Annotated in this window: 30 protein-coding genes; 11 read left to right on the top strand and 19 right to left on the bottom strand. The window is 37.5% G+C overall.

The annotated features are described in order from the left end of the window. Nucleotides 1-18: 18 nt before the first annotated feature. The 4 genes from AOB46_RS20585 to AOB46_RS20570 all read right to left on the bottom strand — a co-directional run bounded on the left by AOB46_RS20585 (nt 19) and on the right by AOB46_RS20570 (nt 3,467). On the bottom strand, nt 19-1,515 hold the full coding sequence (locus tag AOB46_RS20585; protein ID WP_062702935.1) for a helix-turn-helix domain-containing protein: 1,497 nt from the start codon (nt 1,513-1,515) through the stop codon (nt 19-21). 189 nt (nt 1,516-1,704) lie between these two features. Continuing rightward, nucleotides 1,705-2,304 carry a CDP-alcohol phosphatidyltransferase family protein gene (locus AOB46_RS20580; protein WP_062702933.1) on the bottom strand — a complete coding sequence of 200 codons (600 nt, stop codon included), beginning with the start codon at nt 2,302-2,304 and terminating at the stop codon, nt 1,705-1,707. Between the two features lie 4 nt (nt 2,305-2,308). Next, nucleotides 2,309-2,956, bottom strand: a complete 648-nt coding sequence (locus tag AOB46_RS20575) for an LA_2272 family surface repeat-containing protein (RefSeq protein ID WP_131724430.1) — start codon at nt 2,954-2,956, stop codon at nt 2,309-2,311. Nucleotides 2,957-2,999: 43 nt separating this feature from the next. Beyond that, nucleotides 3,000-3,467 carry a hypothetical protein gene (locus AOB46_RS20570; RefSeq protein ID WP_131724429.1) on the bottom strand — a complete coding sequence of 156 codons (468 nt, stop codon included), beginning with the start codon at nt 3,465-3,467 and terminating at the stop codon, nt 3,000-3,002. Between the two features lie 88 nt (nt 3,468-3,555). Between AOB46_RS20570 and AOB46_RS20565 the strand changes: the two genes are divergently transcribed. Then, the gene (locus AOB46_RS20565; RefSeq protein ID WP_241489248.1) at nt 3,556-4,506 is read left to right on the top strand and encodes an XRE family transcriptional regulator; all 951 of its coding nucleotides are present in this window, start codon (nt 3,556-3,558) and stop codon (nt 4,504-4,506) included. 27 nt (nt 4,507-4,533) lie between these two features. Then, nucleotides 4,534-5,598: a hypothetical protein gene (locus AOB46_RS20560; RefSeq protein WP_062702925.1), complete on the top strand. Its 1,065-nt coding sequence runs from the start codon at nt 4,534-4,536 to the stop codon at nt 5,596-5,598. Nucleotide 5,599: 1 nt separating this feature from the next. On the opposite strand, the gene rimM is transcribed toward AOB46_RS20560, so the two are convergent. Further along, the gene (rimM, locus tag AOB46_RS20555) at nt 5,600-6,142 is read right to left on the bottom strand and encodes a ribosome maturation factor RimM (RefSeq protein ID WP_062702922.1); all 543 of its coding nucleotides are present in this window, start codon (nt 6,140-6,142) and stop codon (nt 5,600-5,602) included. 14 nt (nt 6,143-6,156) lie between these two features. Next, nucleotides 6,157-6,720 carry a 30S ribosomal protein S16 gene (locus tag AOB46_RS20550; RefSeq protein WP_062702920.1) on the bottom strand — a complete coding sequence of 188 codons (564 nt, stop codon included), beginning with the start codon at nt 6,718-6,720 and terminating at the stop codon, nt 6,157-6,159. A 231-nt stretch (nt 6,721-6,951) separates the two neighbouring features. On the opposite strand from AOB46_RS20550, the gene AOB46_RS20545 reads away from it, so the two are divergent. Next, nucleotides 6,952-8,574: a serine hydrolase gene (locus AOB46_RS20545; RefSeq protein ID WP_062702917.1), complete on the top strand. Its 1,623-nt coding sequence runs from the start codon at nt 6,952-6,954 to the stop codon at nt 8,572-8,574. A 33-nt stretch (nt 8,575-8,607) separates the two neighbouring features. Here AOB46_RS20545 and AOB46_RS20540 read toward each other — a convergent pair whose 3' ends face one another. The 3 genes from AOB46_RS20540 to AOB46_RS20530 form a co-directional block, all read right to left on the bottom strand. Further along, nucleotides 8,608-9,120, bottom strand: coding sequence for a nitroreductase (locus AOB46_RS20540; RefSeq protein WP_062702914.1), 513 nt, complete (start codon nt 9,118-9,120; stop codon nt 8,608-8,610). Nucleotides 9,121-9,162: 42 nt separating this feature from the next. After that, nucleotides 9,163-9,804, bottom strand: a complete 642-nt coding sequence (locus AOB46_RS20535; protein ID WP_062702912.1) for a DoxX family membrane protein — start codon at nt 9,802-9,804, stop codon at nt 9,163-9,165. A gap of 113 nt (nt 9,805-9,917) precedes the next feature. Continuing rightward, nucleotides 9,918-10,367 (bottom strand): hypothetical protein, encoded by a 450-nt coding sequence (locus tag AOB46_RS20530; RefSeq protein ID WP_062702910.1) that lies wholly within the window; start codon nt 10,365-10,367, stop codon nt 9,918-9,920. A gap of 156 nt (nt 10,368-10,523) precedes the next feature. On the opposite strand from AOB46_RS20530, the gene AOB46_RS23490 reads away from it, so the two are divergent. After that, nucleotides 10,524-10,700, top strand: coding sequence for a hypothetical protein (locus AOB46_RS23490; protein WP_157845089.1), 177 nt, complete (start codon nt 10,524-10,526; stop codon nt 10,698-10,700). A gap of 219 nt (nt 10,701-10,919) precedes the next feature. On the opposite strand, the gene AOB46_RS20525 is transcribed toward AOB46_RS23490, so the two are convergent. Next, nucleotides 10,920-11,444: an SRPBCC family protein gene (locus tag AOB46_RS20525; RefSeq protein WP_062702908.1), complete on the bottom strand. Its 525-nt coding sequence runs from the start codon at nt 11,442-11,444 to the stop codon at nt 10,920-10,922. 206 nt (nt 11,445-11,650) lie between these two features. Between AOB46_RS20525 and AOB46_RS20520 the strand changes: the two genes are divergently transcribed. Continuing rightward, nucleotides 11,651-13,693, top strand: coding sequence for a M3 family metallopeptidase (locus AOB46_RS20520; RefSeq protein ID WP_062702906.1), 2,043 nt, complete (start codon nt 11,651-11,653; stop codon nt 13,691-13,693). Between the two features lie 13 nt (nt 13,694-13,706). After that, nucleotides 13,707-14,126, top strand: a complete 420-nt coding sequence (locus AOB46_RS20515; protein WP_131724428.1) for a hypothetical protein — start codon at nt 13,707-13,709, stop codon at nt 14,124-14,126. Nucleotides 14,127-14,296: 170 nt separating this feature from the next. Here the strand turns inward: AOB46_RS20515 and AOB46_RS20510 are convergent, their stop codons facing one another. The 5 genes from AOB46_RS20510 to AOB46_RS20490 all read right to left on the bottom strand — a co-directional run bounded on the left by AOB46_RS20510 (nt 14,297) and on the right by AOB46_RS20490 (nt 18,243). Continuing rightward, a complete protein-coding gene (locus AOB46_RS20510) occupies nt 14,297-15,019 on the bottom strand; it encodes a hypothetical protein (protein ID WP_062702902.1) in 723 nt (240 codons plus the stop codon). After that, nucleotides 15,016-15,813, bottom strand: coding sequence for a DUF4097 family beta strand repeat-containing protein (locus AOB46_RS20505; RefSeq protein WP_062702901.1), 798 nt, complete (start codon nt 15,811-15,813; stop codon nt 15,016-15,018). The genes AOB46_RS20510 and AOB46_RS20505 overlap by 4 nt, the downstream gene beginning before the upstream one ends. Before the next feature lie 45 nt (nt 15,814-15,858). Continuing rightward, nucleotides 15,859-16,704: a HEAT repeat domain-containing protein gene (locus AOB46_RS20500; RefSeq protein WP_062702898.1), complete on the bottom strand. Its 846-nt coding sequence runs from the start codon at nt 16,702-16,704 to the stop codon at nt 15,859-15,861. Further along, entirely contained in the window at nt 16,688-17,260 is a 573-nt protein-coding gene (locus AOB46_RS20495) for an RNA polymerase sigma factor (RefSeq protein ID WP_062702896.1), read from the bottom strand. The genes AOB46_RS20500 and AOB46_RS20495 overlap by 17 nt, the downstream gene beginning before the upstream one ends. 152 nt (nt 17,261-17,412) lie before the next feature. Further along, a complete protein-coding gene (locus AOB46_RS20490) occupies nt 17,413-18,243 on the bottom strand; it encodes a GLPGLI family protein (RefSeq protein ID WP_062702967.1) in 831 nt (276 codons plus the stop codon). Between the two features lie 229 nt (nt 18,244-18,472). Here AOB46_RS20490 and AOB46_RS23000 point away from each other — a divergent pair, with 229 nt between their 5' ends. The 3 genes from AOB46_RS23000 to AOB46_RS20475 all read left to right on the top strand — a co-directional run bounded on the left by AOB46_RS23000 (nt 18,473) and on the right by AOB46_RS20475 (nt 21,155). Continuing rightward, nucleotides 18,473-18,673: a YqaE/Pmp3 family membrane protein gene (locus AOB46_RS23000; RefSeq protein ID WP_082377312.1), complete on the top strand. Its 201-nt coding sequence runs from the start codon at nt 18,473-18,475 to the stop codon at nt 18,671-18,673. 142 nt (nt 18,674-18,815) lie between these two features. Continuing rightward, a complete protein-coding gene (locus AOB46_RS20480) occupies nt 18,816-19,547 on the top strand; it encodes a class I SAM-dependent DNA methyltransferase (RefSeq protein ID WP_062702893.1) in 732 nt (243 codons plus the stop codon). Between the two features lie 192 nt (nt 19,548-19,739). Further along, nucleotides 19,740-21,155, top strand: coding sequence for a hypothetical protein (locus AOB46_RS20475; protein ID WP_062702965.1), 1,416 nt, complete (start codon nt 19,740-19,742; stop codon nt 21,153-21,155). 85 nt (nt 21,156-21,240) lie between these two features. Here the strand turns inward: AOB46_RS20475 and AOB46_RS20470 are convergent, their stop codons facing one another. From AOB46_RS20470 to AOB46_RS20455, 4 genes are read right to left on the bottom strand one after another with little or no spacing between them, the layout of a single operon-like run. Then, complete coding sequence (locus tag AOB46_RS20470; RefSeq protein WP_062702892.1) at nt 21,241-21,930, bottom strand: response regulator transcription factor; 690 nt, start codon at nt 21,928-21,930, stop codon at nt 21,241-21,243. Between the two features lie 17 nt (nt 21,931-21,947). Then, nucleotides 21,948-22,721 carry a sensor histidine kinase gene (locus tag AOB46_RS20465; RefSeq protein ID WP_062702891.1) on the bottom strand — a complete coding sequence of 258 codons (774 nt, stop codon included), beginning with the start codon at nt 22,719-22,721 and terminating at the stop codon, nt 21,948-21,950. Nucleotides 22,722-22,742: 21 nt separating this feature from the next. After that, nucleotides 22,743-23,375: a hypothetical protein gene (locus AOB46_RS20460; RefSeq protein WP_062702890.1), complete on the bottom strand. Its 633-nt coding sequence runs from the start codon at nt 23,373-23,375 to the stop codon at nt 22,743-22,745. Nucleotides 23,376-23,387: 12 nt separating this feature from the next. Beyond that, nucleotides 23,388-23,729 carry a hypothetical protein gene (locus AOB46_RS20455; RefSeq protein ID WP_062702889.1) on the bottom strand — a complete coding sequence of 114 codons (342 nt, stop codon included), beginning with the start codon at nt 23,727-23,729 and terminating at the stop codon, nt 23,388-23,390. A 293-nt stretch (nt 23,730-24,022) separates the two neighbouring features. On the opposite strand from AOB46_RS20455, the gene AOB46_RS20450 reads away from it, so the two are divergent. Then, a complete protein-coding gene (locus AOB46_RS20450; RefSeq protein WP_062702888.1) occupies nt 24,023-24,862 on the top strand; it encodes a T9SS type A sorting domain-containing protein in 840 nt (279 codons plus the stop codon). A 93-nt stretch (nt 24,863-24,955) separates the two neighbouring features. Further along, nucleotides 24,956-26,317, top strand: coding sequence for a phosphatidylinositol-specific phospholipase C domain-containing protein (locus AOB46_RS20445; protein WP_082377310.1), 1,362 nt, complete (start codon nt 24,956-24,958; stop codon nt 26,315-26,317). Nucleotides 26,318-26,353 lie beyond the last annotated feature (36 nt).

The raw sequence follows: 26,353 nt of genomic DNA, 5'->3' as shown, positions 1-26,353 counted from the left end.
ATAATAAATAAATTAAATTTAAACTGAATTGATATTCTCAATTTCTTTCAGGTAAATGGAAAGCGGAGTTCCGGTTCGTTTTTTAAAGGCTAAAGTAAAGGCCTGCTCATTATTGTATCCTAATTCTTCGGCAATAAAAGGGATTTTATAAGACCTGAATTTTTTATCATTCGCCAATCTGTTAATCGCATAGTCAATACGAAGATCATTAAGATACGTGGCAAAATTCTTCCCTTTATAGGTATTGATGATTTCTGATAAATATCTTGAATTGGTCTTTACTTTTTTGGCAAGACTTCCCAGAGTAATTCCTTTATTCAGAAACTGTTCTTTATCCTCGAAAATCTCAAGTTCTTTTAATACAGCCTGGGCAATATCCTCAGAAACGGTTCTGGCGGTTTTATGATCTTCAGCTTCTCTATTCTGTTCTGAAAAATCCTCTGATATCATTTCAGTTTTCGGTTCCCAGCTTCTCTTATTTTGATGAACAGACTGGATCAGATCCTGTGCAATTTTCCTGTATTTCTTTCCCGTTTTTTTATATCTGAAATAAAAATTCATAAATAATAAATGGGAGATTACCAAAAGACTGAGCACAATATAAAAAAGGTTCTTTCTGTTTTTTAAATCATTAACTGCTGCCTCTTCTTCCTGCCGTAGTTCAGGGACATCATATTTTCCGGGAAGCTCACGGTAAATATCCCTGAACTGAGCATCCAGCACACGGTCAATTTCCAGAAAACGGTCTACATAATACCATTGTTTTTCCCTGTTTCCATTTTCTTTATAAAAACCGATAAGATATATATACGCTTCTTTGAGTTCAGGATAAATATAATCCGTCTTAAGAACCAGTGAATCTATTCTGGCAAAACATTCTACGGCTTTCTCTTTTTCTTTAAGTCCGGCATAGGATTTCCCTAAATTTAAAAGGGTATAATTTTCATTCCTGCTAGTACCATTTCCCGGAATAAAGAAAAACTTTCGGCATTGTAAGAGATTGTCTGCAGCAGGCCCGTATTTTTTTAGCTGTAAATGGTAAAAGCCCAATAGGCTCAGATACTGATGGTAGCTATATTCATTTTTGTTTTTCCGGGAAGTCTGCAGGCCATGCTGTATCAAAGTATAAGCTGAATCCATTTTATGCGTCTCTATATAAGCATTCGCAAGACCGAGTTTGAGAAAGTTCTGCTCGGATTCATTCATATAATCTGTTTCATATAAATAATGACTGAAAGTTCTGGCTGTTTCGGCATATTTTCCCGTATAATGATTCAACGTGGCAATACCTATATGTGCCAGGGCAGCCTGTCTTTTATCCCCTTTTTCTTTGGCAGAGCTCAGAGTCTGAATATAATTATTCAGGGCAGCCTGAGGAGTACTGTTAAAGAATTTTTCTTCCAGCTGCTGATCAGTATATTGCTTTCCCGTGATACTTTTTTCAGCCGTATTTATCTGCGCATTGACGATGATGTTACCTGCAATTAATAACAGTATCCAATATTTTACTTTCATTACTCCTTCAAGGTATCTTACAAAAATATTATTTTATTCAGCAGATTCACGATATCTTTTGGTTTTTCCTTTACTGAATGAGGGTTTATAAGAAAATTAATTCTCCGTCAAGTTACAAAAAACAGCGTAAAAAAACGATTACGCTGTTTCATTCATCAATTATTTAAAAGAAAACTATCCGAACAGGAATCAGTTAAAAAAGATGGTTTTCTTTCTCTGTTTTCCGTTACGGATTCTCCATGCATGGTAAGAACTCGACACGTCATACTGCCATTTCGGGAGCAGTAAAACAATCAGGATCACATCCACATGAGAGATAAAGCCTAATCCAACTGTAAGATAAAATGCCCAGCCGGTCTGTTGGAATCCTATTAAATACGTAAAAGCAATCAGCAGGCTCAGGCCCCACATTTTTGATAAGAATGCGTGTGTACAGGTTTCTTTCCCGAATTTCCAGATGCTGACAATGTAACAAAGAGCTTCCATCACAAAGATCAGAAGAATTCCCAGCCATTCGTTTTTAATGAGCCCGGGGTTCAGGAAATAGGCTGCAAACCCCAGTGAAAGCCAGAAAATCAGATCGGTCTGGCTGTCCATTCTCCGTAATTTTTCGGAAGAAACACCTGCTTTCCGAGCTATAATTCCATCGAAAATGTCTGTGAACAATCCTGTATACATCAGGATTAAGATAATAAACCGGGCTTCCCCACCGGCAGAATAAGCTAAGAAAAGAATAACCGGGGCAAGAAGGAACCTGATGGCAATTAAAATATAAGGTATTGTTTTCATGGCTTTAAAAATTAATGATGGGTAAACTTCTTTTTCCGTTTTTATTCCAGACTCCCAGCTGAAGCCCTTTCATTTTTTTGGAAATATTAACCAGCCCGATCTGTACTCCTTTCATTTCTTCTGCCTTGTTATATATTCCTGCCTGGAACCCTTTAAAGATTTCAGCGTTATTTACCGGAGCAATGGTTAATCCTTTAAAATCTTTTTCATAATTATAAAATCCGGACAGCATCATACCGTTTCCTTTATCAATGTAAGTGCCCAGTCCTGTTATAATAATTCCGTTCATCGTGTTTCCATAATTATAAACAGAAACCGAAACACCATTGTGGTTCACTATACTTCCGTATCCTCCTCCGGAAAGCGTAAGCCCGTTGACAATCAGTTCAGGCCGTTCTTTCCTGTTTTTTGCGGGATCGTAAAACATCCATACAACAGGCCCGAGAGGAACCGGTTCGAGATTGATCCCGTTAATTTTTCTTGTACTGTTTTTATCCAGGGCACCTCCTAAGCCTAAAGCAATACCGTTTACTTTATCGATTTTATTTAATGGAGTTAATGCAGCAAAGCTTGTTCTTTCTCTGCTCAAACTGTCTTGAGCCGAAGCCAGACCGTTCAGGAAAAGAGCTGTTATTAAAAGTATTGTTTTCATATTCTTTTTTTGATTTTTATTTTTGTTGTCATGATGATCCGGTTTAAAAAACAATATTGAATCCAAAGGAATACCTGAAGCCTTTGACCGGAAAATGTCTGTAAGTATTGTACTCGAAATTATAGCCCACTTCTCCGGTAAAGAAATGGCAGAATGTTATCCCGAATTTGGGTGATGCAGCATAAGGTGAAACTCCCGCTCCCGCGTACAAGCTGGTAATAAGATCTTCATCGCCAAAGGCTTTTATTTTCCGGAAATAATCAAATTCGGGTATAATCAAAAGCTTTCTTTCATCCCACCAGTTGAAATGCCCTCTCAGGCTATAGTAGTTTCTGGCATCTTCAGAAGGCAGTTTCGTTCCTACTGATAAGAAGGTCTTGTCTCCTAATGACGTTCCTTCAATTCTTGTGCAGAGTATTACCCCTACGATTTTCCAGTTCTTATCATTTCCCAGCTGAGCCTTACCCATGCTGGAAAAAAATAAAAATACTCCTAAGATGATATTTTTCATCGCTGATTGTTTAAAATGATGTTTCAAAATTATCTGTGAAAAACACGAATCCGAATGCGAAAAAAAATTAAAATAAATACCTACATTTGTGAAAATCACAAAAAACATGCACCAGGAACTTTTACTCAGGGAAATACGCAGAAAGATTGGCGACAAATCGTTGAATGACGAAATCGCCAATATCCTTAATATAAGTTATGATGCCGCTCACAGAAGAACCTCATTAAAAGCAAAATTCAGTTTTGAAGAGGCCTTGGAACTGGCGAAATATTATCAGATTTCCCTGGATCAGTTTATGACCTCTGATCATCAGATCCTGGTACAAAAAACATCAGCAGTAACTGAAACGGAAGATTTACAGTCTTTTTTCCAGAATAATCTCAGCGTTTTTGAGGATTTACCGCTTTCAGACGGGATTACGATTTACTATTCAGCGAAGGATATTCCCTTTTTTTATACCCTTTCCGATACCCTGCTTTCCAAGTTCAAAATATATGTCTGGATGAATCTGCTGAATGCCAAACAGGTTTTTGTTCCTTTTTTACAGTTTTCCCCGCCTTATTTTGAAGCAGATACACAGGAACTAAGAAAAAAATATGAAGCACAGAATGTTGTGGAATTATGGAATGATATGACCGCTTCCAGTATTTTACAGCAGATTGCTTTTTATTCCGATACCGGACTACTGCAAAAAAAAGAAGCCGGTATTATTTTGGAGGAACTGAAGGAACTTATAGCATACATTGAACAGAAAACGGAAAACAACCCCAAATTTCACTTGTATGAAAATGAGCTGATGCACCTTTCCAACGACATATTTTTTCATCATCCGCAACAGTCCCTTTTTGCCATTCCGACCAATATGTTTGGATATATTCTGATTAAGGATGCCAAAACCTGTAATGAAACCCTGAATTATTTTGAACATCAGATTAAAAATTCAAAATCCCTGAACACCTCCGGAAACCGTGACAGGAAGATATTTTTCAACAGAATATACGAACAGATCATCCGTCTTCAGAATAAGCTGGACGCATAAAACTCTATATTTAATTAAAAACAATCTATGAAAACCCGGATTATCCTCTTATTTTCACTGCTGGTACTTCAGTCCTGTTATTCTCCGAAAACCGATATTGAGAAAGATCAATACCCTGAAATTCCGGAATTTCCAAAATTTTCAGATCCTGCCGTTTATGCGGAAAAGGTAATGGAGCTTCCCCTTTCCCAAAGCAGCAATTGTTTTTATCAGCAAAAGGATGATTATTTTTTCATCTACAATTATCCGGGCCCGGAACGTTCTGCTGATATGCTCTGCCGGATTTTCATCATCAAAAACGGCAAGCCTGTTATTTCCGAAAGCTGGAAAGATATTCCAAAGACCAATAACTTTGCGTTTGTCGGGGATCATGCGGACCTGTATGTGAATAACAGGAGATATCTGGCCCCTGATTATACCCGGAAAGAAATTTTCCCCATTTATGATCTCAATGATGTGCAAAGTAAATATGAACATCTTTTTCATGCTGGAGAACATGAAAAAGATTCTGTTCTATTCCGGAAAATAGCCATGGAGCAGAAGCAGCTTCAGAACAATATTCTAAGCAGAATCAAAGAAATCCGCTATATAGACGATGAAGCAAACTCCGGAATTATGAATTACCCATCCGCTTTCGCGTCCTATCTCTGTAATCCTGATTCTAAGGCTCCTTTCTACATTATGCCTGACTTTCTGGAAGAACCGAAGGATGCATTTGAAACAAGAAATGCCAGCTACAGGGACTCCCTTTACGGAAAATTACGGCCAAAAATGACCCTTGTTTCTAAGGAAAACAAATTTACCCGCAAGATCAGCACATCCTTTGCAGATTCTACATTTTTTAAGGAAAAAGGAAGGATTGTTACCGGAAATGCCTGGTTCAGCCGTGGTAATCATTATGTAGCCAGCTTTGGTTATTCTCCGGTGTATATGTATTACTACGATCTTAAAATCAGAAACAAAACGATCTCTACAAAAGAAGATCATACCAAAATGATGATCACCTCCATTGCAAAGACAGCTTCAGGGAAATATTTTTTAGTGAATAATCTGAAAGCAGGAAAGTTTCAGGTCTATTTTCTGAGAAATTAAATTATTCGTCCTTTTTGGAAGGAACTAAAAAGACATCGATAAGTCCTTCAGGAAGTTCGGTTTTAATATACTTTTCTTCTCTGTTGACTTCCATAATCCAGTCTTTGATAATAGGAATCACCACCTCTTTTCCGTCTAAATTGGTGATGAAGTAGTTCTGTGCGGTCTGATCATTAACAGATCTTATCACTCCGCAGTTATTATTATCCTGATCCAGTATATCGAAACCAATGATTTCGTGGTAGTAGAATTGTTTTCCGGAAAGTTTTGGCAGTGTAGCAAGCGGCAGGTAAACGTTTTTACCCAATACCTGGTCTACAATAGCTTCTGTGGAATTTTTAAGAAGAAGGTTCAGAGCATCATTTTTGCTCCAGGATGATTTTTCAATAAAAAAAGGAACCAATAATCCGTTGATTTCAACGAACATTGATTCCAATTTATTGTAAAGTTCAGGCTGATCGGTATCCAGTTTAAGGATAACGTTGCCCGCAAGTCCGTGTCTGCGTGTGATCTTACCTAATAAATAGCAGTCTTCTTTACGCATACAGCGGTTGTTTTTTAAGCTTCAGTGTTTTCTTCAGTTTCAGCAGCAGGAGCTTCTCCTTCTGCAGCTTCAGCAACTTCTTCAGCAGGTGCATTAGCAGCTTCTTCAGCAGCCTTAGCATCAGCTTCAGCCTGTGCAGCAGCAGCAATTCTAGCTTCGTTTACTTTAGCTTCAGCTTCTAAAGCAGCTTTCTTAGCATCAGCTTTAGCAGTAGCCAAACCTTCTACTTTACCTTGTACTTTTGATTCTTTAGCTTCTAACCAAGCGTTGAATCTCTTTTCAGCTTCAGCTTCATCAAAAGCACCTTTAGCTACACCACCTTGTAAGTGTTTTTTGTAAAGGGCACCTTTGTAAGAAAGGATTGCTCTTGCAGTATCAGTTGGCTGAGCACCGTTGTTTAACCACTTTACAGCAGCATCAACGTTCAAATCGATAGTTGCAGGGTTAGTAATTGGGTTGTAAGTTCCTAGTTTTTCGATGAATCTACCATCTCTTCTAGCTCTAGAATCTGCAACCACGATGTGGAAGAAAGGTTTACCTTTTTTACCGTGTCTTTGTAATCTGATTTTTACTGACATAATGTTGTGAATTTTACGGGAACTCGTCCCAGTTAAATATTTAAGAGTGCAAAGATAAATAAATTTTCCGATGTAACAAGATAAAACATTAAATTGTTATAGTATTAAACGGTCAGACAGTTTGTTGATGGAAAATTTCTGTGATTTCCGGAGTTAACTCTATTATTACTTTTCTTTTTCATGTTTCCGTTTCCAAGACATTTTAAATATTTTATCAAAAACTTACGTTTAATGAAAAACTTACTCCTCCTTCTTGTAGTCATGTTTGGCCTTAAAAATCTGCACAGCCAATCCAGAGAAGAAAAAATTGACAAGCTTATCAGCTCTTATTACCATCTCAACCGTTTTAACGGAAGTGTTCTTGTGGCAGAAAAAGGGAAAATATTTTTTGAGAAAAGCTATGGCATTAAGAATTTCCAGACCAGAGAGAAAAACACCAATCAGAGTATTTACCGGATCTACTCTACTACAAAATCATTTACTGCAACCGTTGTTTTATTATTGGAAAAACAGGGAAAATTGTCATTACAGGATAAACTATCCAAATATTTTCCCAAATTTCCAAAAGGAGACAGTATTACCATTGAACAATTACTGACCCATACCTCCGGTATTCAGAACAATGTCAATCCTGCAGAGACCAAGGATGAAGAAACCTTCCTGAACTTTATTTCAGTCCAGCCTTTGGGTTTTTCACCAGGCAGCAAATGGAGTTACAGCAACTCCAATTATTATTTATTAGGCTATATTATCAACAAAACGGCAGGAATGTCTTATCAGCAGGCTGTACAAAAATATATTCTCGATCCTTTAGGCATGACCAGTACAGGTTTTGGATTTAAAGATTTAAAAGATAAAAACAAAGCAACAGGCTATGATTTTTTATCAAAAAACAATTCCAGAGAAGGGGTAAACTATGATTATAACCATCCTCACGCTGCTGGTGCCATGTACTCTACGGTAGAGGATCTTTATAAATATGAAGAAGGACTTAAGAATTTTAAAATACTGGATAAGGAAACTTTAGAAAAAGCACAGTCCCGTTTCCATAATTATGACTATGGATATGGCTGGACCGTTGAATCCATACAAGGGAAAACCGTGATCGGACATGGAGGTGCAGGTCCGGGTTTCCTCTCCTTCTTTTCCAGAATTCCCCAGGATGACATTACGGTCATTGTATTAAGTAACACTTTCGATGGCGGTGTACCGGAAGTATATAAAGGAATCATCTCTTTACTGTACAATCACCCTTATCATCTTCCTAAAAATGTAAAAATCAGTCCTGAACAGCAAAACCGGATAAAGGGATTATACCAGTCAGCAGACAGAAATCTCTATATTTCTGCAAAAGACGAATCAATAAGCTATTTTGACTCTAAAGACAGCTCCGGAGACACCTTCTTTGCGGAAAACGAAAAAAAGTTTTACGTTATCAATTATGAAAATGATAAAATTTATTTTGAATTTGAAGCTGGCAAAAATGGAGAAATCAACTCCTTAAAAATAACAAAAAATGGAAAACTGATCAGGGAAGCAAAAAAAATAAGCAGTTCTTTTCTCTGGGGAGCAGTAGGAGATTCCACCCCGAACGGTTGGAACGGACCGGATGTACAATTAACCCCCAATTCCAGAAATAAAAATATTCTGGAAGCCAGAAATGTCGCGTTAAAGCCAGGTAATCTAAAATTCCGGGGCAATAATGAGTGGGCAATGGAACTGGGCATCAATGAAGCCAGCCATCTCGTAAAATATGGGAATAATATAAAAATAACAGAACCGGGAACCTATGATATCATTCTGGATATGACCAATGAAATTAACCCTGCTTATCATGTAATTAAAAAGCAGTGATTACAGGATTAATTTCATTGGTATATAATTCATTTAATTAAGTTTTCCCATATAGAAAAGCCCCAGGCATTTCTGGTTTTCCTCAATAGTCAGGGACTCCTTCAGATAGTCGACAATTTTGGGCGAACTCCAGTAGCATCCTATTTCATTGGCTGTACAGGTAAGATACATATTTTGTACAGCCATAGAGGTAGCAGCAATTTCTTCCCATTCAGGAACCATTCCGCTGAAATTAACAACAATGGATATTACCGCATCTGCTTTATTGATTTTAAATCCTATATCGTTGTATTTTTTCTCCAGAAAAAGCTGCTCCGGCTGAGTTGCTTTATAGATCGCCTGCATTTCTGATGCCAGCTTTAACTTTTCTTCACCCCTGAAAACTTTGAACCTCCACGGTTTTGTCCGTTTATGATTGGGAGCAAATGTTGCCGAATTGAGAATTTCATCAATCAGTTCCTGAGAAATTTCTGCATCAGTATAATCTTTCGGGAATATGCTTTTTCTCTGCTCTATGATCTCTTTTAAAGTTTCTGCTTTATTCATAGCTACAAATTTACAACATGAAAGCAAAAGCTCCTCATTTATTTACACCTGTTTTTTCAAAAGAAGATCCGGATTTTTGTATGCTTTATATCCGGTTATAACAAAAGTACCCGCCATAAGAACCCCTAATGCTGCAGAAATCCACTTTATATAGATATTTTCTCCCACAGGCCCAAGCAGGTAAAGAATTACAAAACTGAAAACATAAATCATTCCCGCAATTATCCAGCTTCTGTCCGGATCCGGAAAAGCTTTCACGGAAGATGGCTGATTGTAACTGAATAAAGGCATCAGTTTATGTTTATCCCATACAATAAGTACCAGTACGGCAACCATCATCAGGGAGGTAATCATCCAGGTTCCTGTAAAAGAAAGGCTTATTGTAATGATCCATATATTGCTCAGAATCGCCAGAAACATGAGGGCACCGGGCATAGCGAAACGTTGGGTCATCAGTAGGATTCCTGCCGCCACCTGGGCAAGTCCTAAAAAATTCCAATAGAAACCCGACTGATATAATGCTTCGAAAAAATACCCGATGGGATCATCTGTAGAAATCTGTGTAAATCTCTCCCCCATCAGTTTTACCATCCCTGAAGGAAGAAAGGCAAATCCTACGAGATATCTTAAATGTATAATGATCCACTGGTTAAATCGGTTAGTTCTGAGTGTTTCAAATTTCATAGCTTTAGTATTTTGCAATGCAAGGTACTAAAATTTTTCACAACTGCAAATTTATTCCTATATCTATCTTTGAAAGAAAGGTTTTTAAAAATAGTGTCTTTGGTAACTGCGTCTTAAAGCACTTCAATAATCTCCTGATGGATATTATTCAGGGTAAATGCATCGCCGGATTTCATTCCCATCATTTTCCGGGCCATGGGGCTTTCGGGAGAAATAGCATAAAAGCGGTCGCCTTCAAAAAAGAACTCTCCCAAAGAAACTGAAATATAGAAACGGGCTTTATTGGTAATTACAAGAGAGCCAAGCTGAACCCTTTGCGTAGCATTGTTCAGTACTTTGGCCATATTTCTTTTCAGATCATTCAAAGCTCCAAGCTGGCGCTGCATCTGATAGATTTCCTCCTGCATCTCTTCCCGGATGCTGTCATATTTGGGTGTTTTTTTGATATCGCGACTTGCTTCCAGCGTAAACTCGATGAAGTTTTTAAGTTTTTCTATTTTCTCTGCAATGGCAGTCTTAACATAATTTCGGATATCACTTTTTTCAAATACAGTCTTCTCCATACATCTAATCTTTACATAAAGGTATATTTTTTTCCTGAAAGAATTAAGCCATTCTGATCTGGAAGACCTATTATTTTAGTTAAATTCAATTATTTATGTGCGGAAATGACAATTCTGCTATATTATTCACCAATGTTATAAATTACTGCCAAGAACATGAAGATCAATTTAGCAGTACCCGCTTTTATTTTCATGGTGTCATTAACATCCTGTATTTCTGATGAAGAATCTCTCAGACAGGTAAATTCAGGGTTTAAGGGTGAATATGCGGGAACTTTCAGCGGAGATGAAAACGGCAGGATTTATTTTACCGTAGCAAAGAAGGAACCATAGATGGTAAGCTGGAGTTTTCTCCCGGTAATGCGACAGAAATAACAGGCGGCTATGTGAATTCTGATGGTAAATTTGACATGAATACCAAAAATAATTTCCAGATTACCGGATATCTTAAGCAGACCGGTACTAAAGGGATCTGGAAAAGGAATGCATTATCAGGAACGTTTAATTGTGATAAAAAAAGAGACTATAAAAGTCTCTTTTTCTATTATTGAATTATTGTTCAGATAGCTTCTTCAGATCGCCAAGCCCTTTGTCAAACATTTTTTTCATATTCATATCCATCATTGGCTTCATGATCTTCATTACCGGATTCAGCTCGTTGTCTATCATCCAGGTTACTTTGGTTGCGCTTCCTTCAGGCGTTAAAATAAAAGTTCCTTTAGCATTCCCGTTAAATGGCTTGATAAAATGAAGTTTTGTTACCAGTTTTTGATTGGGCACTGTTTCAATAACAGCCTGCTCACCTTCACTTTTTTTTCCTGACCAATGATAAGAATCTCCTATTTTATCACCTTCACCGGAATAAGTGATTTTAATATCTTTAACTTTTTTAGAAAAAGGATCCCAGGTATTATAAGCTTTCAGCGAGCCTACATGCTGCCACACTTTTTCTACCGGAGCGTTAATGGTTACCGATTTTTCAAAATGATAATCCTTGCTGAATGTCAGTATTGCAATGATACCATACACGACAAGCAGCAGAATGATTGTGCCAAGAATTTTTAAGATTGTTTTCATAGTTTACATATTTTAAGTTTATTTTTAGTTGAAATGGTAAATCCTGTCAACAAAATTAGTCATTATGTTTTCTCTGCAGCTTTTCATATGACAAGATTATTAAAGTTAAAGCATTTTTGTCATATCCTGATACCCGGGCATTATTTTTGTCCGTTTCAGCTGTGATTCCCGGATGAATCATTATTTTTACTTTAAATAATTGAAAAATGAATATTTTAACAGAAACTTTTAACACGCCATACCACGCAGCCCCTTTTAATGAAATTAAAAATGAAGATTATCTTCCGGCTTTCAAGGAACTGATCAAACGATCTGAGCAGGAAATTGATGCTATTGTAAATAACCCGGAAGCCCCGACTTTTGAAAATGTTATTGAAGCACTCGCCTATTCCGGTGAACAGCTTGATGTGGTTTCCAATATATTTTTTAATTTAAATTCTGCTGAAACCAGTGATGAAATCCAGCAGATTGCCCAGGAAGTATCTCCTATCCTTACAGAATATTCTTCCAAAATCTCCCAGAATGAAGCCCTTTTCAACAAGATTAAAAAAGTTTATGATGAAAAGGAGAAATACCAGCTTAACGGTGAGCAGGAAATGCTTTTAAATGAAACCTACAAAGGATTTGTAAGAAGTGGTGCCCTGTTGAATGAGGAAGACAAAGAAAAATTAAAGAAGATCAGCATGGATCTTTCTTTAAAGTCTCTTCAGTTCGGACAAAACGTACTGGCTTCCACGAATGCTTATTTTAAACATATTACAGATAAAAAAGAACTGGCGGGAATTCCGGAAGCAATTATTGAACAGTATGCTGAGGAAGCCAGAGAAAGAAACCTCGAAGGCTGGGTCGTTACTTTACAGTATCCGAGCTACATCCCGTTTATGACCTATGCCGAAAACCGTGACCTGAGAAAGGAACTGGCGCTGGCCAACGGGAAAAAATCTTTCAATGATGATGAGTTCGACAACCAGAATCTGATTAAAGAACTCCTTAGTTTAAAGCAGCAGAAGGCTGAACTTTTAGGGTATAAAAACTATGCAGATTTTGTCCTTGAAGAAAGAATGGCTAAATCTCCGGTTAAGGTTTTTGATTTTCTAAATGAACTTTTAACCAAAGCAAAGCCTTATGCTGACCAGGAAATCGGAGAATTAAAATCTCTGGCAAAAGCTGACGGAATTGAAGAAATGCAAAATTATGATCATACTTTCTATGCGGAGAAGCTCCGTAAAGCCAAATTTGATCTGGATGATGAAGAACTGAAGCCTTATTTTCCGCTGAATCAGGTACAGGATGCCGTATTCGGGCTGGCAGGAAAACTTTTCGGGCTGACTTTTGAAGAAAGAAATGATATTCCGAAATACCATGAGGATGTAAAAGTTTATGAAGTGAAAGAAGTTCAGGCCGGCAGCCAGAACCCGGAAACCCGATACAAAGGTCTTCTTTACGTAGATTATTTCCCGAGAAAAGGTAAAAGAGCCGGTGCATGGATGACCAGCTATAAAAACCAGTATAAGCAAAACGGTGAAAATTCCCGTCCGCATATTTCCATTGTATGTAATTTCAGCAAGCCTACCAAAGAGACGCCTAGCTTACTGACCTTCCAGGAAGTAACAACATTATTCCATGAATTCGGGCATGCTCTTCACGGTATGATGGCTGATACCCAATACCCAAATCTTTCCGGAACTTCCGTAAAATGGGATTTTGTAGAACTGCCTTCCCAGTTTCTGGAGAACTTCTGCTATGAACCTGAATTCTTAAAAACATTCGCCAGACATTATCAGACAGGTGAAGTACTTCCCGACGAAAAAATTGAAAAGATTGAATTGTCTAAAAATTTCATGGAAGGTTATCAGACTCTAAGACAAATCGGTTTCGGACTGCTGGATATGAGCTACCATACAAAAGTGAAAGAACTGGAAAATGAAAGTGTAAAAGAGTTTGAAGATAGATACACAAAACCTACCACATTATATCCTATTAATCCGGAAACAGCGATGAGCCCAAGCTTCTCACATATTTTCCAGGGAGGATATTCTGCAGGGTATTATTCTTATAAATGGGCTGAAGTACTGGATGCCGATGCTTTCCAGTATTTCAAGGAAACCGGAATTTTCAATCCTGAGACCGCAGCAAAATATAAAATCCTGCTTTCTTCCGGAGGAACAAAAGATCCGATGGAGCTGTATAAGGATTTCAGAGGAAGTGAGCCTAAGGTGGAAAGTTTACTGAAAAGAGCATTTGGATAAAAACAGCACCATTATGAAACAGGAACTCAATACCCTGGGAGAAGTTTTTATACAGTCTTTAAAAATGACTCTTGACAAAACAACCCCCGAAAGCATTGATGAAATTTTAAACAGCAGAGACCAGCCCGAATTCTCTTCATTATGGATGAAGGCTTATCAGGCCGTAGAGGAAATGGAAATGGAGGAAGCTTTAAGGGATCAGGTTGACGAAATCCGAAAGGAGATCTTTTTATTCACTTTCAGAACAGCCAATTCATCTGATCTGCCGGCTTATATTTCTGAGGATTTTGAACTGATTGCTTCATATTACATTTATAAAATTGAAAATCCTTGGGTAAACCATCTGTTTTTCACATATCTCAATCATCAGATTCCCCATGGAGAACTGATGAAAACGGATAAGACCCTGAAAGAGCTGGTAATGTCGGTATAAGACTAAGAACACTCCTTATTAGTGGAGTACGCTCTTATCCAAAGAAAAATAACAGGCTGTTTCATTTTGAAGCAGCCTGCTTTATTACAGCCAGTACCTTAAAAATAACACCCGGCTTCAAAAAAAGAGAACCTGAAATGGTTCTCTTCTGTTAAACTATTGATGTTTAATTATTTTCGCAAATAAATATTTCCATATTTGGACTCAAAATAGTACTGTGGTCCTATTCCAGGAGTTGCGGTAACCAATTGCTGAAAATCACCAGATTCTTTTCCTGTGAATGAGGTATTCAGATTGGAATAAATTTGTCCGTAATAAGTTTCCGCAGAAATTTTCCCGGTATTTTTCTCCGAAACCGAGGCATCAATTCCACCGTATATTGCATTAACAGCAATCTCTGCTTCAAAGTTTTTCATCTCTACAATTCCATAGGTGGATTCTATCCGGGTCTTTAATGACTTCGGAACTTTAATTTCCAGGTCAATGTTAATATCCGCCCCATCAGATATTGTGTTGAATTTCATTTTATTGACTTCACAATACTGTTGATATTCTTCCATGGTTTTAAAAGTGAATTTTTCATTTCCCTTACGAGCTGTAATCCGGCGTGGAAGGTTTTCAATTTCGGGAATTTTTCCTTCAATTATCAAAGAATTAGCATCTTTTGTCTCTTTGATTTGAAAGGCATTGTTATTTTCATTTGTATTAATATTCACTGTTCCTAAAATTTCAACTTCATTTTTATCCCAGGTACTGATTCGAATCAGTTGAGGATAATCAAATTTCAGGAATATTCCCTGACTATTCTTTACAGGAAAGCTTTTATTAATCGATGTTTGTGCTGCAGCGAAACTGAAAACGAGACTGACTGCAAAGGTGATTAATGTTCTCATTTCGTTCTTAAATAAATTTTACTGTATTCAGAACGTACATCAATATGAATACCTCCGCCATTTACTTTTCCATTAAGTTCATCGCCATGGATCGCTAAGTCATCTTTTTTTTCAACAGCTATTTTGAATTCCGGAGAGATATACATTTCACCATATGAAGTTGAAACTTTCAGATTGGCTTTTATAGATTTAGGAAGGCTTACATCGGTATGTCCATACACCGAAATAATGGATAAAGGACCTTTTACATTCTGGCTGAAAGCGGCTTCTACATTTCCATAAATTGATTTTACAGTGGCCGGGCCTGTAATGTTTTCCAGTTTCACATTATTGTAGGTAGCTGCAATTTCAATTTCATTCTGCATATTTTTAAATACAACTTTTCCGCCATATTGAGACTGGTGTCTGAAGGAAACAATCACATTCTCCGGAACTAATATTTTTACCTTAGGCTGAGAAAGCTTTTTCATTGGATTAACTTCCAGGATACCATCTTTTTCACTGACATTAATTCCAAGTCCGGTATTATCTATAATTCCTAAAGCATTGATGGCCTGAAGCCCTTCTGCACGTTTGTCTTCCGCAGAAGCATTCCCTTCCAGAGAAAAAATAATTTCATTTCCTTTATAACCTTCAACCGTAACAGTTCCGAGATTAAGCTGTAATTTCCCTTTATTTTTACTGACTTTATATGTTTTGGAATTCTCTGTTGCTGTATTGGATTTATCCGGGTTTTCCTGTGCCTGAAAAGAGCATACAGCCAATGAAAATAGGATTAAAAATATCTTTTTCATGATGTTTAATTTGTTAATAATTTTAGTGAGTTTATATAAAAGCTTTTAATATTGCATTAAAACAGCATAGGCTTCATCTTTTACATAAGCTGCTGTTTCCGGGTCCTGAGCAAGCACCCTAAGTTTTTCATTAACCTCGCTGTTGAGTTCCGTTATTTTTTGGCTGGCAAACATCATAATGAGTTCTTTCTGCACCATGGGATCGTCCTGTTGAATGAAAACCTGCTGAATTTTTTCCGCGATGGCCGGATTTTCATTTTGTTCAGCTAAAGTTTCAACTGCTGCCAGTCTTACATTGGTATTTTCATCTGAGACAGCTTTTTCATAAAGGAGATGAATGAGCCTTTCATCGAAAGCTGAGATATTTTTGGCCAATGCAATTCCCTGAAGTCTGGAGCTCGCTGACTCTTGATTATTCATCAGCTCAATCACCATTGCTCTTTCTACATCCAACTTATTTCCGACATAATTCTGCTGTTCAGGATTGCTAATTTCAACTATTTTCCCTGAACCTACTGAACCTGTACCGTCCAATTTTCCATCGGTGTTGTTCTGTTCAGCGGTTATTGTTCCGTATGTTTCCTCTCTGTTCTCCGGGATCTGAATTACCACCGGGTTTTCCTCTACAGTTTTTGCTTTTTTCTTAGTAACTATAATAGGATTTTTAATTTCCTTTTCCTTCAGAAAAAGAAAGCCTCCTATACTGAAAATGACTGTTACAGAAGCTGCAATTGTCCATGTTTTCAAAGAAAATAATGGATGATTTTTTCCCGCAGACGGAACCGGCTCATTCAGTCTGGACATGATTTTATCAAACGTTTCTTCCGGAATTTCGAGGGTATCAAATTCTTCACGGCGGTCTTGTATATATTGTTTAAGCGGATCGTTCATTGTGTTTTTTTTGAGTTAGTTTTTCAAAGATTTTCTTTTTCGCCCGATGGTAATGGCTTCGAACGGTACTGGCCGGAATTCCTAAAACGGTTCCTATTTCCTCCTGCGGCATTTCTTCAAATAGAAAAAGATTGACAATTGTTCTTACCTGTACCGGAAGTTCTGCAACAGCATTCTGAAGTTCTTCAATCTGAAATTCCCATTTCCGTTTTTCCTCCAGATCATCTTCGTGGTGATCCGGCAATTGATCTTCTTCAATTTCTGAAAAGTAGTTTTTCTTTTTACGTAAAAACGATAAGGAATGATTAATAGCAATTTGTTTGGTCCATCCTCCAAAACTATCAGCATTTTTTAATGTTGCAATTTCAGAAAAAGCCTTTACAAAAACCTCCTGAAGAATATCTTCAGCTTCCTGCCTGTCATTCACCAGACGGAAAATAGAGTTGAAAGCAGTTTTAGCATGGCGGTGATAGAGCAGAGAATACCCCGAATTGTTACCGGAACGGCAAAGTTCCAACAATTCTCTATCACTTATATTTTCGGTTACTGTTTTCAATAGCTGTTTTTATTCTCGATCGTTTCCTGTAGAAGAGACGCATCTATGAAGCAAATGTTGCATCTTTCCTAATATTTTTTTATTTCTTACCTGCAGGTTATGAAAAAAATCAAAAATATTAAAAAAGGAAATTAATTTAGCTCCTGAAACATTTACTCACAAATCTTGAGTTCAACAGGATTTTTAAAAACAGCGATCTTCTCTTTTTCAGCTTTGTTGTAGGCATCTTTAGCTTCTTTACTGTCTACATTTTTACCCTTGTACACATAGCTGAATGTTGCATTGGGCGAATTGAGATTGGCAAAAACCATGGAGGGATCTTTCTGATATTGGGTCCAAAAGGTTTCCCATTGTCTGGGAGTGAAATTTACTTTGGAAGTGTAAGCATTCCGGCCTTCAATATTTGTTTTTTCCCTGGTAAGCCCTTTAATTTCAAAAATAAAATTCTCTTCCGAATCTGAAATTTTCAGAATAAGACCGGGTAAATCGAAAAACTTGTAGGGTCCGTCATTGATAGGCACTTCATTGGTAAACCATGCAATCCATTTTCTTCCGCCAAAATGGGTTTCGGCTTTCTGGACGTTGTAGTTAAAAAAAGTGCTTTTTTCAGAAAGGATTTTCCAGACCGGTTTGCATGTATAAGTTGTAAAATATACTTTATCAAAGAAGTTTTCTTCGGAAGTGGTGGTTTGAGATTTTAAATCTTTGGAAATTAATGTCTGTAGTTTCCATGTTTCTTTTGGACTGGGAAAACCTACTGCCCCCTGCTGAACAAGTCTGGTTTTTAAAGTATCATATTTATATTTTGCAAGGGATTCAAAATAGGAAATCTCATCATTTTTCAGCAGAACGGTCAGTTCAGAGTTATAGTTTTTACTTTCTTTTTCTGTTTTCCATTTGAAATCGTATATAATTTTATAATATTGTGAAGATACAGATATGCTGTACAACATAATGAATACCAGTGCAGTTTTGAATTTCATAGTTCTCATTTTTTAAGTTTTTTAAAGTTTTCAAACTATTATAATGACGCATGTCCTGTTGAAATGTTGCATTTATTTGAAAATTTCCTGAATTTAAAATTCTGAAGCTGCTTTCCGAGCCTATTATATTTTAACTTCTTTTATCAATTCAATACTTTTCAAATAAAAACCTGCCCTATTTTTAAAAATATAACTAACTTTCGTATTCATAATATTAAAATCAGAAACCATGTTATTAGCGATTCTCCTTCCCTTTCTTTCTTTTATGGTTCGTGGAAAAATTATTACGGGAATTGTCTGCCTGATCCTCCAGATTACATTGATAGGCTGGCTTCCTGCTGCGATCTGGGCTGTTTTGTCTTTAAATAATGCAAGAGCGGACCAGCGAAATGAAAGGTTAATCCGTGCCATGCGCGAAAATCAGAAGTAAATTATTAGCTTTATAATAAATTATACAGATCCTTTAATTTTTTAAAGGATTTTTTGTATACAAAAAGACTTATAAAAGAAAGTAATAAAGACTATTTTATTGATTTTTTTCGTTTTTTAATGAAACAAACAACTTATCTGATATGAAAGAAAATAAGTACGACGAACCTTCCTTTTTTGAACAGTATGAAAAAATGCTCCGCTCACAGCTCGGGCTGCAAGGAGCCGGCGAATGGCATGCCTTGAAAAATATGTTACCGGATTTTAAAGGTAAAAATGTTCTTGATCTTGGCTGCGGATTCGGATGGCACTGCCGTTATGCTGCTGAAAATGATGCGAAATCTGTTATCGGGATTGATCTTTCGGAAAAAATGCTTGCCAGAGCTAAAGAGATCAACAGCCTTGAAGGTATCCGGTATGAAAGAAAAGCGCTGGAAGACCTGGATTATCCTTCAGAAAAATTTGATATTATTCTGAGTTCATTAACCCTGCATTATGCAGAATCGCTGGACACCATCATTCAGAATGTTTACCGGTGGCTGACCGCAGGAGGACATTTTATATTCTCGGTGGAACACCCTGTCTTTACCGCAGAAGGCGGCCAGGATTGGACTTATGACAAAGATGGTGAAAAAGTAAGCTGGCCCGTTGACCGCTATTTCATGGAAGGAAAAAGAAACACAACCTTCCTCGGTGAAAGTGTCATCAAATACCACAGAACTTTAACCTCATACCTGAATACATTATTGAAATATGGTTTCAGAATCAAAGAGATCACAGAACCTGAACCCAGCCCTGAAATGCTGAAGGAAATCCCGGAAATGAAAGATGAGCTCCGCCGCCCGATGATGCTTCTTATCTCTGCAGAAAAATAATGTCCCTGAAACTTAAATACCGTAATCATTATGAAAATAAGAATCAGCATCATTTGGAGCAGCAACCTGAAAAATCATTAAAAACAAGGTCTCTTATTTCAAAAAATTTGGAGGATCATTTCTTTAATAATATCTTTATCAGACAGCTTTTCTCAGAAATTGCTGAAAGAAACTAAATACCATACAAAACCAATGTTCAGAAAACAAGACATTAAAATTACATTTTCGTTTTTCATTATTCTATTATTCTCACTACAAGCCAATGCTCAGGAAAAAAGCCCGCTGCTTACCGGTAAAGTCAATATTTCCATAAAAGAAGGGACTTTCGACTGTGATCTTACTTTAAGTGATATTCCCCGCATCGAAGATTATGTCATCCGCCTCAATTCCGGGATGAATATCTTACACTTTAAAAGTAAAAAGCCCAATGATTTTGTACTTGCCTATGAAAAAAGTACCACTGACAGCACTTCAACAGGTGAATCCCTGGCCTACTATTTTCCGAAAAACAAAAAAGAAAAGTTCCTGCCCCAATCTGTACAATTGAAGTATACAGGTAAGTTTCCCATTGCCAAAGACACTATTGAAAATTATACCAAAGATGACTGGAGAGGAAATATTGCGTTCAACTATAACTCTCTGAGAGCTGAGGGAAGTCAGGGAGCCTGGTATCCCATACTATTTGATATGGCTAAAGACAAAAAATACGAAGAAGTACGATATGATATAGAATTTACCTGCAACGACTGCTCTACGCTGTATGTCAACGGAAATCCCCCTGTAAAGGCAAAAAATTACCGCTTCCAAAGTGATGTTCCTTATGAGCTGGCGGTCTTCCTTGGAAATTACGATTACTCCAATATCTCCAATACGTATATCCTGAATCCTCAGCTTACCCGGGAGCAGATTAAACAGTTCAGTGAAATGATCAATACCTATAAAAATTATTATGCTGAAAAGCTGGAAACTCCTTTCGGCGGACCGGTAACTTTTGTGGAAACTACCCCAACTTCCCTGAAAAATGGATGGCTGTTTGTATCTTATCCCACAATCATGAACATCGGCTGGGGAGAGAATGGGCTTAAGAGCCTTTTTAATCCTAAAACCCAGAACTGGTTCAAGCCATTTATTGCCCATGAGCTGGCACATTATTATTTCGGAACCTACAAGCAGTTCAACTCTGAGCTTGGCGGGATTATCTCGGAAGGATTTTCAGAATTCCTTTCTTTAAAAGTAACCAAAGATATTCTGGGTAAAGAGGTGTATGATAAAAAAATAAAGGATAAACTTAAAAATATTAAGGATTTTACTCCAATGCCTTTAAGCGCCATCAAAACAAAACCATCTGATGATGACTATATTGATTATGCCTACGAATCTACTCCTATCCTTCTGGCAGCTATAGAAAAAGAAATCGGTGAAAAACAAATGTGGAAATGGATGGATACTCTTCTTAAAACCCCCACCGTTTTCACCAACTATGCATTCCTGGTATCTACATTAAAAGCTTCACTTAAAGACGATAAAAAATTTGAATCCGTCAAAACGCGCTATTTTGAAGACAAAAAGCATATTGAGCATGCCATGCAGACTTTGGAAAAGCAATAAGCAAGATGACAGCAGAAAACCCTGCTGTCATTTTTTATTGATCCTGAATATATAAATCAGTAATGTCTCTATTCCAACTGTAAATCTATTCAAAATTATCCTTCAGATAGTGAGTATCTACAATTTTACTTTCTATAGCATATACAACTAGGCCTGCCGTATTTTTTGCCCCGGTTTTCAGGAGAAGGTTGTTGCGGTGCCCTTCCACAGTTCTGGAACTTAAGAATAATTTATCTGCAATTTCCGAAGTGCTATACTGTCGGCAGATGAGCTCCAGCACCTCTTTTTCTCTTTTTGAGATATGATCTGCATCAAAAATACTGGATACTTTTTTTCTGGACTCACTCATATTCTGATGCAGTGCTTCCATGACTTCATCATTATAGTAAAACCCTTTTTCATGTACTTCCCTAACCGCTTTAATCAATTCTGCCGGGCTGGAGTTTTTTTTAAGAAAGGAACAGGCTCCTGACTGGATCATATTGATGATAAAAGGTTTGGTATTGTAGCTGGTTAATGCAATTATTTTTACCTGAGGATATTTCGTATGGATTTGTTTAGTAGCTTCCACTCCGTTTATTTCCGGCATATTAAGATCCATCAGAATCACATGCGGCAGCTCTTCAAGGGCAGCAAGAGCATCAAGAACTTCTTTGCCATTGCTGAAATCTCCGGACAGGGTCATCTCTTTTTCCCTTTGTATCAAAAATGAGATTCCCTGCCGGAACAGTGCTTCGTCATCCACAATGATCACCCGGATTAAGTTTTCTTTCATCGTATTCTGATTATCAATTAAAATGTAAATTCTACTGTAGTTCCCTTGTCTTTTTTACTTTCTATTTTTAGGGTACCGTTGATAAGCTCTATTCTGCTTCTTATGTTTCTCAGTCCCAGGCCGCCTTTTACGGCATCGTCCGGGTCAAAACCTTTACCGTCATCTTCGTATGTACAAACGTTTTTCCCTTCTCTGCCTTCAAATATGATCCGGATATGGGTACTTTCGCCATGCCTGAGGGAATTATTGGTAAGTTCCTGGATTATTCTAAAGATATGTAAATTTTTCTCACTTTCAGTCCTGGCAAAATATAAATTGCTGGTATAAGAAACCTGCACTGTTTTTGAAAGATTAATTTCTGAGCAGAGGGCATCTATGGCAGCATGCAGCCCGAATTTTTCCAGTATGGGAGGAAGCAGGTCATGTGAAATCTGCCGGGCGCTTTCTGCTGTGGTATTAATCAGGTTTATTATTTTATCCTTAAGCTCGTTAAATTCCTCTTTTGTCAGATATTCGCAATCCAGCAGATGAACATTCAGAGAGACCACACTTAATTTTGAGCTGATATCATCATGCAGGTCCTGAGCTATTCTCAGCCTTTCTTTTTCCTGTGAACTGATCATGGCATGGGTAAGATCTTTCTCATACCGGATTTCCATTTCTTTTTTCTGAAGAAGATTTTTGGTGATCTTTTTATTGGAGAAATAGTAGAAAATAATCAGCGCAACAGCCAGTAAGGTGAATGCCAGAAAAGTGTAGACTATCGTAGAAATAATGGTATTGTCATTCATGGTATAAAATCATCAAAATAATTACACTCTTTTCCTGTGGAAAGAAAAATATTCAATAAGAATAAAAATCTGATACACAATAAACATCACAGCATTGATTACCCAGATCTCTTTATGAACATTTCTATCCATAACCACGTACAGGTTTCCTGACAAAAACAATACTGTACTGCTGATCAGATACATAAGAAGCCCCAAAACCATATAATTGTATTTTTTTTCGGCATCCAGTATATTATATAAATGAAACAATCCCAGAATAATAATGGCGTAAGAGGTAACAAAAATTTCAAACAGATTGAATATATAATATTTTTCAGGATCTGCAATGTATTGTAAAATCAGGGCGGCTGGAATGATGAGTAAAAAAAACTGTGCTGTTTTCTTCTGATACCGCTCCGTCAGGATCTCACGAAAGAACAGCCCCAGCAGAAGGAATTGCCCTATCAGATAATAATGGGAGAAAAACAGGTTATTGATTTTCTGATAGCTCAGTATGTAAAATACAGCTTCACATATTGATATCCAGATTAAATAGCCCATAAAAAATCTATAGGCCTTCCCGGAACCGGAAAAGCCTATGGTATATACGGTCAGGTTAATCAGCAGAATACCTTTTCCAATTAGCGATGGTATTTCAATCCATTGATACAATGATCTTCTATTTTAAATTGTTTCTTCCCACCATTTATTAGCAGAACACGCGGAAGGACAAGGAGTTGTCATATCATAAATATACCACCTGCGATCGGGATCTACCATATCATTCCCATCCGGATCAACGCCTACCATTAAAAATTTATATTCCCCTTCATCGTTAATGGCATTATATCCCCGAAACCGTTCGGTTCCGTTTTCAATCTTAAATATTTCATACACATCAATGGATGGGAGAAGGTGGCAGATAATCTGGGTGCCTTTAATTTTTTCCTGAATCTGCCAGTTGTGTATCCATTTTCTGGCGTCTTCTAATGGTACATGCAATACGGGTGTTTTCATCGTTTTCATAGTTTAGATTTCTTTAAAGTTACACAATTCGTTCAGAATATGGAATATGAACCTCAGCATTTTATAAAAAATAAAGATCTGAGGCATAGCTCAATACTTATAAAAGTCTGCTGTTGTCAATCATTTTATAACTCCATTCTGTCTCTGTTTTCAAAAGTAGAATAATCCCGGAATTGAAAACCACGTATTTCTACCTGTTTTTCAATTCAGCCTGTAATACGCTGTTTTTGCCTTTTATTTCCCTGTTACTTTGGGGTACTAAGAATAACATATCCATTTTAAAAATCTGTATCATGAAAAAAATTATCTTTTTTGCCATTCTTCTTTTCTTAAGCAGTATTGCAGACCTCAGTGCACAGACAAGCACAATGACTTTTGAGAATTCAACTAATGGCAGCACAAGCTTCACCAATAACGGTTATATGTTTGCTATTGTTTCACAAGCAGGTACTTTTAGAATTCAGGCCAATTATCCAGGCACAGGATGGAACGGAACTGCGAATGATAATATTTATATTGATAATACAGGAACCACCAATATCAGCTCTCCATCCTTCAGTGTTAAAAGCAGTTCCGGATTCACCGTATCAAAATTCTGGGTATTCTTAAGCAATACCCAGCTCAATCAGTCTAATTCATCAGGAACATTAATCATTACAGGAAAACTGGGAGGTATCACTAAATTCACCACCACCAAAACATCAGGATTCAATACCACCTTCAACGCAACAACAGGAACGACAGGCATCTACAATGGCTTTACCCTGATTGATCTTGCCACCCTGAATAACCAGAACAACAGCAACACTCCTATTGACGAGCTCCAGCTGCAATCCACAGGAAGCTATTTTTACATGTGCCTGGACGCCTTTACCTGGACAAAAACAGCCACACTGGGAACCGCTGAAAATACCATTAAAGACAAAACAGCAATATACCCTAATCCTACCTCAGGAGTTTTCCACCTGAATGTGGAAAAAAACAATAAAGTTTCTATTTATGACCAATCCGGAAAGCTGGTGAAATCCACAGAAGCGGTAAAAGGCGATAATGAAGTAGACATTACCGCACTTCCTGACGGAGCTTATCTTATCACCACAGATTCCGGAAACTATAAAATCATCAAAAAATAATATCAAAAAAGTATGATGGAGACCAGAAACCATCTATCAAACGGGGCAGATTCCGAAAAGCCATAGGAGTAGGGAAACTAATCAATAATAAAAATGAAAACATTTTCACAAAACTGGATGAGCTATCTTCCCAATCATCTGAAAATTAATAACCTTACGATTCCAGGAACTCATGACAGCGGCACTTATCCGGCCTGGGATTCAAGCTACCTTACGAAATGCCAGTCCCTGAACATCTCTGAACAGTTAAATGCAGGTATACGATTTCTGGACATCCGTTTAAAACGCGGAACCCGGGCAGACAAGGATCATGTGCTCTGGGTATATCATGGAATTGCGGATATGGATATCAGCTTCAGCGGAACCATTATGAATGAATGCCATCAATTTCTTTCTGAAAACCCGGAAGAAACCATCCTGATGAGCATCAAAAATGAAAGTGACCCTGACAGCAGTAAAGATAAAAACAAATTCTATGATGACCTGACCGGATCTGTGAATATCGGACATTTCCCAGGACTTTTCTACACCGAAAACCGAATACCTGCATTGAGTGAAGTAAGGGGAAAAATAGTACTCCTCCGCCGGTTTGGACTGGGAGACCGGGCTGATATAGGCATTGACCTTTATGACCAATGGCCGCATGACAGCACTAAAGAATTCAGCAATCACGGCATCGGCTTGTATGTACAGGACAGGTATGATGACTGGAAAGATGATATAGAAGATAAATTCATAAAAGCTGTAAAACCTGTTCTGGAAAAAGCTTCCTCATCACTTCCGGACAGCCTTTTCCTTAATTTTACCAGTGGAACCAGTGGTAATATATTTTATGAAGGTCCAAGAGGCATTGCAGAAATTGTCAACCGTCTTTTTTTTAATTACCTGTATAACAAACCTGCATCCCGGTATGGGATTATCCCAATGGATTTCCCGGAAATTCCGCAGGATAAAGCCCTGATCAACCGTCTTTTCTCCTGCAACCCTTTTTCTTTCGGTTCTGAAACAATGCAACCCGGACAGGTATATGAAATCCGTACAAGACTGGATCTTAACAAATGTATGGATGTCAATCAAAACAGCCAGCAAGACGGCACCCCGATTATTGTCCATACCGCAAACGGCCAGCCCAATCAAAGATGGAAACTGGAAGCTGCAGGAGACGGTTATTTCTACCTGCATGCCCAGAATACGCCTGATTCGGTTCTGGATGTAAACGGTTTAGGGAAAGCCAACGGAACAGATGTTATTCTTCAGAAAAAAAATGGCGGAGATAATCAGAAATGGAAAATTAACCGCCTTGAAAACGGATACTTCACCTTAACTCCAAAACATATTTCCACCATGTCCCTTGATTTATTTGGTGCTGCAACAGAAAACGGATCACGTATTAAAATTTTTCAGGCTTCAACCAGTGACTGGGCAGAACAATGGGCATTTATCCCGGTAAGATGAATCCAAACCATAAAAAAAAATTACGATTGAAACATT

This window comes from Chryseobacterium indologenes, assembly GCF_001295265.1.
In the GTDB taxonomy this organism is placed as follows: Bacteria; Bacteroidota; Bacteroidia; order Flavobacteriales; family Weeksellaceae; genus Chryseobacterium; species Chryseobacterium indologenes_A.
This window is presented reverse-complemented; position numbering and strand designations above follow the sequence as displayed.